At 73.4% G+C, this 12,791-nt stretch carries 12 protein-coding genes; 3 read left to right on the top strand and 9 right to left on the bottom strand.

The annotated features are described in order from the left end of the window. Positions 1 to 129 precede the first annotated feature (129 nt). Complete coding sequence (locus tag F8279_RS26545) at positions 130 to 1,359, bottom strand: PP2C family protein-serine/threonine phosphatase (RefSeq protein WP_091419639.1); 1,230 nt, start codon at positions 1,357 to 1,359, stop codon at positions 130 to 132. 61 nt (positions 1,360 to 1,420) lie between these two features. After that, positions 1,421 to 1,966, bottom strand: a complete 546-nt coding sequence (locus tag F8279_RS26540; RefSeq protein WP_151501389.1) for a GNAT family N-acetyltransferase — start codon at positions 1,964 to 1,966, stop codon at positions 1,421 to 1,423. A 51-nt stretch (positions 1,967 to 2,017) separates the two neighbouring features. Here F8279_RS26540 and F8279_RS26535 point away from each other — a divergent pair, with 51 nt between their 5' ends. Further along, entirely contained in the window at positions 2,018 to 2,860 is an 843-nt protein-coding gene (locus tag F8279_RS26535) for a YhjD/YihY/BrkB family envelope integrity protein (protein WP_091419634.1), read from the top strand. Between the two features lie 10 nt (positions 2,861 to 2,870). Here the strand turns inward: F8279_RS26535 and F8279_RS26530 are convergent, their stop codons facing one another. Both F8279_RS26530 and F8279_RS26525 read right to left on the bottom strand, forming a co-directional pair. Beyond that, a complete protein-coding gene (locus F8279_RS26530) occupies positions 2,871 to 4,040 on the bottom strand; it encodes an alkaline phosphatase PhoX (RefSeq protein WP_091419632.1) in 1,170 nt (389 codons plus the stop codon). A gap of 104 nt (positions 4,041 to 4,144) precedes the next feature. After that, entirely contained in the window at positions 4,145 to 4,564 is a 420-nt protein-coding gene (locus F8279_RS26525; RefSeq protein WP_091419631.1) for a 50S ribosomal protein L7/L12, read from the bottom strand. 68 nt (positions 4,565 to 4,632) lie between these two features. On the opposite strand from F8279_RS26525, the gene F8279_RS26520 reads away from it, so the two are divergent. Next, the gene (locus tag F8279_RS26520) at positions 4,633 to 6,231 is read left to right on the top strand and encodes an NAD(P)/FAD-dependent oxidoreductase (RefSeq protein WP_091419629.1); all 1,599 of its coding nucleotides are present in this window, start codon (positions 4,633 to 4,635) and stop codon (positions 6,229 to 6,231) included. A 4-nt stretch (positions 6,232 to 6,235) separates the two neighbouring features. Here F8279_RS26520 and F8279_RS26515 read toward each other — a convergent pair whose 3' ends face one another. Both F8279_RS26515 and F8279_RS26510 read right to left on the bottom strand, forming a co-directional pair. Beyond that, complete coding sequence (locus F8279_RS26515) at positions 6,236 to 6,874, bottom strand: TMEM175 family protein (protein WP_192580780.1); 639 nt, start codon at positions 6,872 to 6,874, stop codon at positions 6,236 to 6,238. A 108-nt stretch (positions 6,875 to 6,982) separates the two neighbouring features. Further along, on the bottom strand, positions 6,983 to 8,563 hold the full coding sequence (locus F8279_RS26510; protein ID WP_091419625.1) for a Rieske 2Fe-2S domain-containing protein: 1,581 nt from the start codon (positions 8,561 to 8,563) through the stop codon (positions 6,983 to 6,985). A 248-nt stretch (positions 8,564 to 8,811) separates the two neighbouring features. On the opposite strand from F8279_RS26510, the gene F8279_RS26505 reads away from it, so the two are divergent. Continuing rightward, entirely contained in the window at positions 8,812 to 9,036 is a 225-nt protein-coding gene (locus F8279_RS26505) for a hypothetical protein (protein WP_081635946.1), read from the top strand. Positions 9,037 to 9,113: 77 nt separating this feature from the next. Here F8279_RS26505 and F8279_RS26500 read toward each other — a convergent pair whose 3' ends face one another. From F8279_RS26500 to F8279_RS26490, 3 genes are all read right to left on the bottom strand, one after another. After that, positions 9,114 to 10,310 carry a DivIVA domain-containing protein gene (locus tag F8279_RS26500; protein ID WP_151501387.1) on the bottom strand — a complete coding sequence of 399 codons (1,197 nt, stop codon included), beginning with the start codon at positions 10,308 to 10,310 and terminating at the stop codon, positions 9,114 to 9,116. Between the two features lie 22 nt (positions 10,311 to 10,332). Further along, positions 10,333 to 11,478, bottom strand: coding sequence for a 23S rRNA (adenine(2503)-C(2))-methyltransferase RlmN (gene rlmN / locus F8279_RS26495; RefSeq protein WP_091419622.1), 1,146 nt, complete (start codon positions 11,476 to 11,478; stop codon positions 10,333 to 10,335). A gap of 104 nt (positions 11,479 to 11,582) precedes the next feature. Next, positions 11,583 to 12,791, bottom strand: a 1,209-nt coding sequence (locus F8279_RS26490; RefSeq protein WP_225853419.1) for a phosphatidate cytidylyltransferase, incomplete at its 5' end; no start/stop codon positions are given.

Below are 12,791 nucleotides of genomic sequence, written 5' to 3'. Positions count from 1 at the left end.
ATCGCCCACAGCCCCCACCGACCGGCGTACGGCGCCCAGCGCTCCCGCCACAGCCGGACCCGATCGCGCGCCTCGGACGGGTCGGTCATCCGCCCGTGGCGCACGTGCGGCTGGCGCTGCAGGACGAGGCTACGGGGACACGATCGTCCTGTCGGGCGCGGTGAGGTGCTCCAGGTGCCCCAACGGCAGGTGCGGGGGCCGCCACTCCAGGAACATCGCGGTGGCGTCGTCGTCGAGCTGGTCCTGCTGGTAGGCGAGGACGGCGCGCACCAGCCGGCGCATCGTCTCGGGGCTGGGCAGCCGGTCGTTGAGGGCACGCTCGACGAAGTCGACAAGTCGGTCAAGCCCGAACCGTTCACCGTCGTCGCCCCGGGCGTCGGTGATGCCGTCGGTGTAGGCGAGGATGCGGTCGCCCGGGTGTAGCGCCTCCTCGTGCGCCCGTGGTCGCCGCGTCGACAGGTTACCCAGCCCGAGCGGCAGCGCGGTCGGCCCGGGCAGCGCCCGGACGGCCTTGCCGTCCCTCAGCAGCATGGCGGCGGGGTGGCCGGCGTTGATGATCCGCAGCAGGCCGGTCCGCCGGTCGAGTTCGGCGAGCAGCGCGGTCGCGAACATGCCCGGGTGTTCGGAGCGGACCCACCTGTCGATGCTGATCGCCGTGTCGATCAGGTCGAGACCGGTGCGCCGGGCGTTGCGGTACGCGCTGACCACGAGCGAGGCCATCGCGCTCGCCTTGATCCCGTGCCCGCAGGTGTCGAAGAGCCCGACGCTGAGCATGTCGCCGTTGAGCGCGTAGTCGAAGATGTCCCCGCCGACGTCGTAACACGGTTCGAGAATGGCGGTGACCACCAGGTCGTCCGTCGCGAAGGTCAGCGGCGGCAGCAGCCCCCACACGATCTCGGCGGCGACCTGCATCGGCAGGCGGCGGCGGATCCGTTCCACGACGTCGCCGTAGAGCCGGCGGTTCACCAGGACCTGGGCGACGGCGACCGCCACCTCCCAGGCCGGCCGGTCCAGCGCGGGGTCGCCGGCGCGCGACGACACGATCTCCAGCGCGCCCAGCCGTTCGCAGCCGAGCAGCAGGGGCACCCAGAGCCGGTCCGGGTGGTCGGGAGCGCGCTGCACCTGGAGGCCGGTGAACGCCCGACCGGCGAGCGTCGTCTCGATCGTGAGCTCGTCCCGAGGCGCGCCCGCGCCGACCAGGGGTACGAGCGAGGACTGTGTGTAGTCGGCCAGGTAGATCACCATGTCGGTGGCCCCGATGGCGGGCGCGACCCGGTTCACCAGGAGCGACAGGTCGTCCGGACCACCCCGGGCGGCGTTGAGGTGCAGCCAACGCGCCGCGTCGCCACCGTCGACCATCCGCGCCTCCCCGTGTCTCCACCACCGTAGGAGGCCGAGGGCGAACTGCCAACGGCGCGGCTCAGGTCGGGCGTTCCAGGACGAAGGTCTCCAGTTCGGCGCCGCCGTACCAGTCGGTGCGCACGCCGACGTGCGTCATGCCGAGGCGCCGGGCCACCGCCATCGACGGGTCGTTCCCGGCCATCACCACCGCGTACACCCTCGGGGTGCCGGTGGCGAACTCGCGTTCCAGCACCGCGCGGGCCGCCTCGGTGGCGTAGCCGCGGCCCTGGGCGTCGGGGTGCAGGTGCCAGCCGACCTCGATGTCGTCGGTCAGGGTGACGCCGTCGCGTCCCGGTAGCGGCTTGAGCAGGATGCTCCCGGCCACCGGTCCGCCGTCGCGCGGTTCGATCGCCCACAGGCCCCAGCGGCCGGCGTACGGCGCCCAGCGCTCCCGCCACATCCGGACCCGTTCACGCGCCTCGGACGGGTCGGTCATCCGCCCCTTGCCGCCGCCCAGCCAGCGCATCACCTCGTCCCGGGAGTAGATGTCGTAGACCCGGGCCAGGTCGTCGGGCGACTCGGTCCAGTCCCGCAGCACCAGCCGGTCGGTCGTGGCGATCGTCATGCCGCCGGATCGTAATGCGTGGCGCCGGGTCGTACGGGGAACGAGAGGGCGATGGGCGACGGGTGGGAGCGGACGAAGCGGATCACGGCTGCGGCGTTCCGGCCGGTACGCGGCCGGGACCTGTCGCTGCACGCAGCCGCGATCACCTTCTACGGCGCGATCGCCGTGGTGCCGGTGGCGCTGCTGGCGATCTGGCTGACCGGGCTGCTCGCCGGGGCGGACCGGGTGCGGCGGCTTACCGGGTACGCCATCGACACGCTGCCCACCGATATCGGCGCGCACCGCGCGGCGGCCGCGCTGGTCGAGGCCGGGCTGGGGCTGACCCCGCTGCTGGCGCTGGCCTCGCTCCTGCCTGCCTCCCTCTACGGCGAGGGACTGCGCCGCGCCTTCGTCTCGGTGGCCGAGCCGCGCGCCGAGTCCGGCGCGCTGGTCGGCTGGCGGGGCCGCCTGCTGCTGCTCCCGCTGCTGGCGCCGGCCCCGGTGCTGCTGCTGTCGATCCTGCTGGGGCTGCCGATGACCACCCGGCTGGTGCGCCAGGGCGGCTGGATCGGCGCGCTCGGCGTGGTCCTGTCGTTCCTCGCGGTGTGGCTGGTGCTCACGCCGGTGCTGATCTGGGTGTTCCGGGTGGTCGGCCCGGCCTCCCCGGACTGGCTCGCCACCATCGTCCTGGGCTCGTTCACGGCGGCCAACCTGTCCGGCTTCGTGCACGGCTTCGTGCTGTTCTGCTCGCTGCCGCTGGACCTGGGCGTGCCGTTCGGCGGATTCGACGAGATCGGTGGCGGCGTGGCGGTGCTGCTCTGGCTGTACCTGTTCCACGTGATCGTGCTGTCCGGCTACTCGGCCACGCTGGCGGCGAGCCGGTGGCGGGCCACCCGGGAGGCGGCCCGCGCCTGACGTCTGCGGGTCAGCGCCGGAACGGGCCGCGCACCTCGTACGTGATGCCGCCGGTGCCGGCCCGGGCGCCGCTGGTACCGCGCTGCGAGGAGAAGTAGAGCCGACTGCCGTCCGGGGAGAACGCCGGGCCGGTGATCTCCGACTCGGACTGCCCGAGCAGCCGCACGAACGGCGCCACCACACCGGCCGGCGTGATCACGTTGATCTCCATGTCGCCGCCGTCCTCGGCCACGTAGAGGTCACCGCCGGCGGTGCCGGTGATGTTGTCGACGCCGGTCAGCGGCGCGGCCCCGGCCGGCACCAGCGAGTCGTCGTACGCGAGATCGAGCCGCTGGTTCACCGCGTCGTACGCCCACACCCGGTTGTCGCCCTTGGTGGTGAACCAGCAGGTGTCGTCGGCGTACCAGCAGCCCTCGCCGCCGTCGAACGTCTGCGCCGCGGCCACCTGGTAGCGGGTGGGCACCGGGAACCCGTCGCGGTCCGGCAGGTCCCGCCAGGTCACCGGCCCGGTCACCTGGCCGTCCGGGGCGCAGAGCACCTGCACGCGGCCGGTGCGCAGGTCGCCCCAGGTGTCCGGGACGAACCGGTAGAAGCAGCCGTCCCCCTCGTCCTCGGTCAGGTAGACCACCCGCCGCACCGGGTCACAGGCCGCCGCCTCGTGCTTGAAGCGGCCCATCCGGGTCCGCTCCTCGCCGGACCGGCCGCCCGCCGGCCAGGTCTCGAAGACCCGGCCCAGCGGCACCTCCTCGCAGGACAGCCACGTCCCCCACGGGGTCGGCCCGCCCGCGCAGTTGACGTTCGTGCCGCCGAGGATCCGGTACGCGGCGGCGATCGCGCCGTCGGCGGCGAACCGCACCGCCGAGGCGCCGCCGACGAGCGGTACCTCCGAGTTGGAGACGTAGATCCAGCCGTCGCCGGCCGGGAAGCAGGCGCCGCCGTCCGGCGCCGGGTGCCAGGTGTACGAGGTGCCCGCGACCCGCTGACCGGAACGTGCGATCACCCGGCTGGTGAAGCCGGCCGGCACCTGGAGGCCGTTGGCGTCGGCGGCCAGCAGGTCCCCGTACGGGCCGGGGCCGGGCTGGGCGGGCTGGGCCGGGGCGGCCGCGGCGGCCCAGAGACCACCGGCGAGAGCGGCGGCGCCACCGGCGGCCGTGGCGCGCAGGACGGTACGACGGTCCATCGGGGATTACCTCCCGGAGGCGGTGGGTGTCCCGTCGACGGTAGGACGGAAATGCATCGACAACTGCCACTATAGGGTGAACGCCCGGTGACGGCCGTCCGGCGTCAGAGGCCCTCGACGTACCGCTTGGCGTCGGCGAGCGACATGTGCGTGTGCTCCCGCACCACCTTGATCGCCTGGATCTTCTTGCCCCGGTACAGCAGTCGCGCGGCCTCGGCCCGCACCGCCTCGTCGACGCCCTTTCCCGGTGCCGGCGGGCCGGGCGACCAGGTTCCGCCGGCTGCCAGCGCGTCCACCGCCCGCTTCGCGTCCAGCAGCGACAGCCCGGTCTGCTCGCGCAGCACCTTGACCGCCTCGACCGTACGCCCCGCGCGGGCCAGCCGAAGCACCTCGGCCTGCCCGTCGCCGGCCGGGCGATCCGGGGCGACCAGGTCCCGGGGACGGTCGCGCCGCAGCACGAGCAGAAGCAGGAATACCACCACGACGAGCGCCACCGCGAGCGCGATCTGGACAGCCGGGGACATGCCGGGAACGGTAGCGCCCCAGCGCGAACCCTCCCGCCCGGGACCCGCCGCCGCTACGCTCCGTTCCCATGAGCGACGCGAGTGAGCTGCCGTCCCGCGCCGACGTCGTGGTGGTCGGCGCCGGGCACAACGGCCTGGTCTCGGCGATCCTGCTGGCCCGCGCCGGCCTGGACGTCCTCGTGCTCGAGGCATCAGGGGTGATCGGCGGGGCGACCCGCACCGAGAACCCGTTCCCGAAGGTGCCGGGGCTGCGTCACTCCACCGGGTCGTACCTGCTCGGGCTGATGCCGCCGGAGCTGCTGGCCACGCTCGACGTGACGATCCCGGTGCTGCGCCGCGACCCGCACTACTTCCTGCCCACGCCGGGCGGGCTCGGCTCGCCGTACCTGCTGGCCGGCAGCGACGTCGCGGCCGGCCGGCGGCAGCTCGCGGAGATGTTCTCCCCCGCCGACGTGGCCGCCGACGACGCGCTGCACGCCGAGCTGGCCCAGCTGCGGGAGGACCTCGCCCCGGCGTGGCTGGCCGAGCCGCTGCCGGTCGAGGAGACCGCCGAACGCTACGTCCGGCCCGCGCTCCGGCAGGTCTTCGTCGACCTGGTCCGCGGCTCGGTCGCCGACCACCTGGCCCGCTTCGACTTCCGCTCCGAGCTGCTGGTCAGCATGTACGCGGTCACCGACGGCCTGTCCGGGCTCAACGCCGGCCCGGACGACCCGGGCACCGGCCACAACTTCCTGGTGCACAACATGTGCCGGCTGCCGGGCGCGGACGGCACCTGGATGATCACCCGGGGCGGCATGGGCACCGTGTCGCGCACGTTCGCCGAGGCCGCCGAGCGCGCCGGGGCGCGGATCGTGGCCGACGCGCCGGTCACCGCGATCCGGCTGGCCGGGGGCGTCGCCGCCGGGGTGACGCTCGCCGACGGCCGGGAGGTGGACGCCTCCGTGGTGCTCGGCGCCTGTGACCCGTACCGGCTGATGGAGCTGCTGCCCGACGGCGCGCTTCCGGCGGAGCTGGGCGCGCGGATGGCGGCGGTCCGCCGCCCCGGCACCACGCTCAAGCTCAACCTGGCGCTGACCGGGCTGCCGCGCTTCTCCTGCCTGCCCGACGACGCGCCGAGCCCGTTCGGCTCGACCATCCACCTGCTTCCCGGCTCGGCCTCGCTCGTCGGCGACGGCGGCGAGTCGCCGATGGCCGCGCTGCGCGGCATGTGGGCGGACGTGCGGGCCGGGCGGCTGCCGGACGAGCCGACCATCGAGTGGTACCTGCACACGACTGTCGACCCGTCGCTGTCCGACGACGCGGGGCACCACTCGTCGGCGCTGTTCGTGCAGTCGGTCCCCTACGAACTGGCCGGCACCACCTGGGACGCGGCTCTGCCCGGCTACGTGGAGCGGCTGATCGCGATCTGCGAGCGGTACGCCCCGGGCGCCGGTGACCTGGTCGCGGACGCGGTGCCGCTGCCGCCGCCCGGCATCGAGGCGCACTTCGGCATCACCGGCGGGCACATCCACCACGTCGACAACACGGTGTCGTTCACCGACCGGATGCCGTACGCGACGGGCGTGGACGGCGTGTACGCGGGCAGCGCCGGCTGCCACCCGGCGGGCAGCGTGATCGGCGCGGCCGGGCACAACGCGGCCCGGCGCATCCTCGCCGACCTGGGCTGAGTCCTCACGGGGTGTCGGGCGCCTCCTGGCCGGCGGGTGGGAGGTCGCCCGGCCCGCGGACCAGGTAGACGCCGACCAGCAGCAGGTACGCCAGCAGGCTCAGCACGGGGTCGACGAACACGATCGCGAACGCGACCAGGTAGAGCAGCGGACCGAGGCGGAACCGACGGGCCACCGCCCGCGCCAGCCTCGGGTCGAGGCCCGGCTGCAGCAGCCCGCGGCGGCGCGCCCACCACCAGCTCAGGTTGAAGAACAGCGCCTCACCGAGCACCACGCCCGCGTACAGCGCGGCGGTCAGCCGCTGGTCGTCGACGGTGCCGCGCAGGTTGTCCGCGAGCAGGTCGGCGGTGAACGGGATCGCCGCCACGAACATCAGCAGCAGCAGGTTCAGCACCAGCAGCATCTGATCGACCCGGCGGACGTAACGCCACATGTTGTGGTGGGTCAGCCAGACCTGGCCGACGATGGCGAAGGTGATCACGTACGCCAGGTAGGCGCGCCACTCGTGCACCAGCGCGGCCGGCAGCCCGTCGTCCTGCGGCGTGTCCGGGTCGAACGACAGCAGTTCGACGGCCATCAGGGTGAGCACGATGGCGATCACCGCGTCGCTGAACGCCTCCACCCGGGAGGCGTCGCGTGCCATCTCGTTGCCGCGCCCGAACCGGTACGCCGGTTCCCTGTCCGCACCCGTCACGCTGCCCCCTCACGACCGATGGTCGCGTGCCGGGGGCAGCGGACGGGGCGGAAACCGTCAGATGGCCGCTTCCCCGGCCGGCGCCGGGGTCTCCGCGTCGGCGCGGTGCGCGCGGATCTTGTGCCCGACGCTGGTCAGGCAGCGCCCGCTGGCCAGGTCGAACTTCCAGCCGTGCAGCTGGCAGGTGAGCTGGTCGCCGTCGACGATGCCGAACCGGCTCAGGTCCGCCTTCAGGTGCGGGCAGCGCCGCTGCACCACCCAGCCGTCGAGCGTGATGTCCTCGGCGTCGACCGCCCGCTCGTGCTCGTCGTACCAGCCCTCGGCGTACTGGAGGCGCTCCTCGGACAGGCACTTGAAGAAGGCGTAGACGAACTCGTTGTACTGGCCGATGCGGGCCGCGGAGAAACGGCAGGACAGGAAGAGCGAGTTGACCCAGTCCACCTCGCCGATGTGCAGCAGGTGCTCGATCAGCGCCCGCTCGGTACGGAACCGGTAGCGGACCTTCTCGTCCGCGTACGGCCGGACCTCCTTGCCCGGGAAGTCCACCACGATGGATTCGACCTCGGCACCGTCGTAGCCGACCAGGTCGAAGCGGACCGGGCCGCCGACGCCCTTGGCCAGGTAGATCGACTCGTCCAGCAGCGGCTCGATCCGGCGCTTCATCTCGCCCAGCACGTCGACCTCGGGGTGCCGCCAGGACGCCTTCTCGGCCTCGATGACCGGGCGCTTGCGCTCCCGCATCTCCTCCAGGTGGGCGACCTTGTTCGCGAAGAACTCCTCCACCGGCACCGGATGTGTGGTGGTCGCACCCTCGGTGGTGACCTCCGAGACGCTGCCCGGCAGCAGCACGATGCCGTTGGTGCCGCCGACCTTGGCGTACTCGGCCAGGAACACCGACTGGTCGGGGAAGATGTTGCCCTCGTCGCCGAAGATGTCGTTGAACTGCCACAGCTCGTCGTCGAGGAAGCACGGCGGGCCGGCGATCGGGAAGACGTGGTCGGCCTTCAGGTCGTCGATGTAGCGCCACGTGCGGTCGAACTGCCGGTCCCGCTTCTGCTTCCCGAACGCGGTCTTCGCCGCCTGCGGCAGCTCGTAGACCATCGGGTACCAGATCGCGCCGGAGAACTGGAGCATGTGCGCGTGCACGTGGCCCAGCTCGGCGAACACGCTCAGGTCGGTCGGCCGGGCGTCGTTCTGGTTGAGCAGCCGCACGCCGTCGTACTCGACCCAGAGCGAGGAGTCGCCGATCGGGCCGTCGGTCGGGCTGGTCAGGGCCTGAATCATGATCTTCAGGCCGCCCGGCAGCTCCACCACCTGCTCGTTCGGGGCCTTGAGGAACTTGGTGAAGCCCAGCTCCCGGAACTCGTCCTCCATCTCCGAGGTGGGGAACTCGGGCAGGAGGACGGTGGCGTCCTTGGACACGAAGTCACGCAGGTGCTTCGCGTCGAAGTGGTCCCGGTGCAGGTGCGACACGTACAGGTAGTCGACCTGGCCGAGGGTCGCCCAGTCGAGGAGGGAGTTGTCCGGGAAGGGGAACCACGAGGCGAAGTAGGCGGGGTTGACCCACGGGTCGCACAGGATGCTGCCCGCGGCCGTGTCGATCCGCATGCTGGCATGCCCCGTACCGGTCACTCGCACCGCAGTCCTCCTCAAAAAGGCATCAAGGTGTACGTCAAGACGCTACCGGAGGCAGTGTGCTCGCCGTCCCGCGACGCCGGTAGTGGCCATCCGCCCCCACCGGGACGGGACCAACGCCCCGGGTCGGCCGGGCCCTCCACGGTCGCCCGCCCGGGTCATCCCCGGCACAGGAGGTCGGACCCTGCGCCGGGCCCGGTTGGGCGCGTGCCAGACTGATCGGAGATCCGATCGCGAGGGAAGGACCGACAGTGGCAGGAGACGAGCCGGTAACCGCGCCAGATCAGCACAAGCCCGGACACCGCAAGTCCGGACGGATCGGTGCGGTGCTGTCGGCGTTGGCCTTGGTTCTGATGGCGTTCTGCGGGATCGAGGAGGGCCGGGTGGAGCACATCTGGCTGTTCGGGATCGCCGGACTGCTGATCGCCATCGTCATCGGCGACGCCGTGCTGCGCCGCAACGGCCTGCGGTCCTGACGCGCGGCGCCCACGGTATTGCGCGAAGGGCCCGCCCCCGGACAGGGGGCGGGCCCTTCGTCGTCTCGCGGCGGGGGTCAGCGGCCGAGCAGGATGTCCTGCACGTCCTTGAGCGCGGCGTCGACCTCGGCCTCGAAGTAGCCACCGGGCACCAGCCCGAAGCGCAGCGTGTCGAGTTCCTTCGGGTTCACCGGCATCGGGTTGCGTCCCTGCATGCCGCCGAGCAGCGTCTCGAAGAACCGGTCGACCTGGTCCGGGTCGTACCCGCTGCCGAACCGGCGGACCTGGAAGCTGCGCCGGATCTGGTCGACCCGGTGCAGGTCGCTGCCGGGCGGGCCGGCCATCGGCGGTCCCACCATCGGCGGACCGGCGACCGGCGGACCCACGAGCGGCGGGCCGGTCATCGAGGGACCCGGGCCGTAGCCCTGGTCCGGCGGACCGTAACCCGGATCGGGCGGGCCGTAGCCGGGCTCCGGCGCGCCGTAGCCCGGCTGCGGCAGCGCAGGCGGGCCGCCGGGGCCACGACCACGCAGCTCGCGCTCGGGCATGCGAATCTCGGCGGTCATGTCGGCGCGGGCACGCCGGCCGGCCTCGAACCCGTCGAACCGCTCCTCCTGGCCGTACCCACCGGGGCCGCTGTCCGGCGGACCGTACCCACCCGGGCCGCTGTCCGGCGGGCCGTAGCCGCCGGGGCCGCTGTCCGGGCCGTAGCCGCCCGGGCCGGGCGGCAGGCCGCGCGGCGGCGGGCCGCCGTGTCCCATCGGCGCACCCGGGCCCATCGGGCCGGGGCCACCCGGGCCGCGGGGGCCGTCGTAGCCACCGCGCGGGCCGTCGTAGCCACCGGCGAACGCGCCGGTCGACTCGTCGTAGCGGTTGCCGTAGCGGTCGGCGGGCGGGCCGGGCTGAGCGGGCATCTGCCGGGGCGGCATCGGCGGCTGCGGCACCGGCGACATGCCCCGGTCGTCGCGCATCGGCGGGCCGAGCCGGTCGGCCATCCGGGGATCGCCACCGCGTCCGGCCGGTGCGCCACCGCGCTCCTCCAGCTCGGCGAGCTGCCGCTCGACCCGGTCGAGGTGCAGGTCGACCTGCCACTCGTCGTAGCCGTTGAACCGGACCCGGAAGACGACGTCGTGGACCTCCTGGGAGGCCACGGGCGCGCCGATCGGCTGGCCGTCGAGTGTCGCCTCGACCCGGTCCAGGAAGGCATCGACCTCGTCGACCTTGTAGCCCCGGCGGAGCGCCTTACGCCGGAAACGCTGACCCTGACTCGCCACTATGTCTCCTGGTCTCGTACCGCTACGCCGTTGCCGCGCGTGAGTCGCCGTCCGTGTCCCCGGCGGCGGCGAGCTGCCCACAGGCCCCGTCGATCTCGCGTCCCCGGGTGTCGCGCACCGTGGTCGACACCCCGGCGTCGCGCAACCGCCGGACGAACTCCCGCTCGACCGGTTTCGGGCTGGCGTCCCAGCGGCTGCCCGGAGTCGGGTTGAGCGGGATCAGGTTCACGTGGGCCAGCTTGCCGGCCAGTAGCCGCCCGAGCAGATCGGCTCTCCACGGCTGATCGTTCACGTCCTTGATCATCGCGTATTCGATGGACACGCGACGCCCCGTCGTGGCCGCGTAGTCCCACGCCGCGTCCAGCACCTCGGACACCTTCCAGCGCTGGTTGACCGGGACGAGTTCGTCGCGCAGCTCATCATCGGGGGCATGCAGCGACAGCGCAAGGGTCACCGAGAGGTCTTCGCTGGCCAGTCGGCGGATCGCCGGCACCAGGCCGACCGTCGAGACGGTGATGTGCCGCTGCGACAGGCCCAGCCCTTCCGGCGCCGGGGCGACCAGCCGGCGGATCGCCGCCACCACCCGCGAGTAGTTGGCGAGCGGCTCGCCCATGCCCATGAACACCACGTGTGACAGCCGCGGCGGCGACCCGGCCACCACGCCGGAGGCGGCCACCCCGGCCAGGTAGACCGCCTGGTCGACGATCTCGGCGGTGGACAGGTTGCGGGTCAGCCCGGCCTGGCCGGTGGCGCAGAACGGGCAGGCCATGCCGCAGCCGGCCTGGCTGGAGATGCAGACGGTCACCCGGTCCGGGTAGCCCATCAGCACGCTCTCCACCAGCGAGCCGTCGTGCAGCCGCCAGAGCGCCTTGCGGGTCGCGCCGTCGTCGCAGGCCAGCTCGCGCACCGGGGTCAGCAGGGTGGGCAGCAGCTCGCCGGCCAGCCGCTCCCGGGTCGCCGCCGGCAGGTCGGTCATCCGCTCCGGGTCGCGCACCAGGCGGCCGAAGTAGTGGTTGGAGACCTGCTTGGCACGGAACGCGGGCTCACCCAGCTCGGCGACGAGCGCCTGCCGGCCCGGCAGGTCCAGGTCGGCGAGGTGGCGGGGAGGCATCGCGGGCCGGCGGCCGCGGGCGTCGGGGTCTACGGAGATCAGCGGGAGACTCGTCATGGCGCGTCCAGTCTGACACGCTCCCGCCCGGACGCACCCGTCCGTACGTGTCGAATCGCCCCCGGCCACCCGGCCCGCAGCGGGTCGCCGCCGTGACGCATGCCTCAGCTCACCACCGGGACGAAGACGGCGAGCAGCAGGTACGCCACCGGCACGGCGAACAGGATCGAGTCGAGCCGGTCCATCAGGCCGCCGTGCCCGGGCAGCAGGTTGCTCATGTCCTTGACGCCGAGATCCCGCTTGATCATCGACTCGGCGAGGTCACCGAGCACCGCCGAGACCGAGATCGCCATCCCGAACAGCGCACCCCACCAGGGAGCCACGTCGAACAAGACCCACAGCAGCGCCGCGCTGCCCGCCGCCGCGGCGGTCACCGAGCCGGCGAAGCCCTCCCAGGACTTCTTCGGGCTGATCGTGGGCGCCATCGGGTGCTTGCCGAAACGCACACCCGCGGCGTACCCGCCGGTGTCGGAGAGCACCACAGCCACCAGCGTCACCAGCACCCGCAGGGCCCCGTCGCCGGGCGCCGCGGCGAGCATGGCCGCGAACCCGGCGAGGAACGGCACGTACACCGCGATCAGGGTGGCCGCCGTCAGGTCGCGCTGGTAGTTGCCGGGCCCGTCGCCCAGCCGCCAGATCATCGTGCCCAGCACCGTCACCAGCAGCCCGAGGCAGAGCGCGTCGGGGCCCGCGTACCAGGCCAGGCCCACGGTGATCACGCCACCGGCGACGAGCGGCGCCAGCGGCGGGTGGGCGCCGCTGCGGCGTACCGCGCGGGCCATCTCCCAGATGCCGATCCCCACCGCGGCCGCCAGCACGGCGAGGAACGCCGGCATGAAGAAGAACAGCGGCACCACGACCGCCGCGCCGAGGGCCACGCCGACGCCGATCGCGGCCGGCAGGTTGCGCCCCGCCCGGGACGCCTTCGGCACGGTGGTCGGCGGACGCTCCGCGCTCGCCCGACGGCGTCCCGGCCCGCGGCGGCCGGCCGGCGGCTCCGAGGCGGGTTCGTCGCGTACCGCCGGGATCTGCTCGGTGGGCTCGTCGCGCACCGGCGCGATCTGCGCGGTCGGGTACTCGTCGTCGCGGGCCGGCTCGCCCCACGGGCCGTCGTGCTCCGGCCCGCCGGGCCGGCCGCGGTCGCCGGCCGGCGGTCCGTCGTACCGGCCCGGGCCGTCGTGGTGCCGCGAGGTCGTCGGATACGGCCCGGCGTGCGTGTCGGGAGCGGTATACGTCTCCGGACCGGCGTACGCGTCCGCGCCTGCCCCGGGGCGGGCGTAGGTGTCCGGCTCGGCGGGGTGGGTGTGGGCGGC

It is taken from the genome of Micromonospora sp. AMSO1212t, assembly GCF_008868145.1.
GTDB lineage: Bacteria > Actinomycetota > Actinomycetes > Mycobacteriales > Micromonosporaceae > Micromonospora > Micromonospora tulbaghiae.
This window is presented reverse-complemented; position numbering and strand designations above follow the sequence as displayed.

Coding starts and splice junctions, on each gene's coding strand:
- F8279_RS26545 (WP_091419639.1), bottom strand. CDS start 1,359: ATGGTCGACGGTGGCGACGCGGCGCGTTGGCTGCACCTCAACGCCGCC.
- F8279_RS26540 (WP_151501389.1), bottom strand. CDS start 1,966: ATGACGATCGCCACGACCGACCGGCTGGTGCTGCGGGACTGGACCGAG.
- F8279_RS26535 (WP_091419634.1), top strand. CDS start 2,018: ATGGGCGACGGGTGGGAGCGGACGAAGCGGATCACGGCTGCGGCGTTC.
- F8279_RS26530 (WP_091419632.1), bottom strand. CDS start 4,040: ATGGACCGTCGTACCGTCCTGCGCGCCACGGCCGCCGGTGGCGCCGCC.
- F8279_RS26525 (WP_091419631.1), bottom strand. CDS start 4,564: ATGTCCCCGGCTGTCCAGATCGCGCTCGCGGTGGCGCTCGTCGTGGTG.
- F8279_RS26520 (WP_091419629.1), top strand. CDS start 4,633: ATGAGCGACGCGAGTGAGCTGCCGTCCCGCGCCGACGTCGTGGTGGTC.
- F8279_RS26515 (WP_192580780.1), bottom strand. CDS start 6,874: ATGGCACGCGACGCCTCCCGGGTGGAGGCGTTCAGCGACGCGGTGATC.
- rlmN (WP_091419622.1), bottom strand. CDS start 11,478: ATGACGAGTCTCCCGCTGATCTCCGTAGACCCCGACGCCCGCGGCCGC.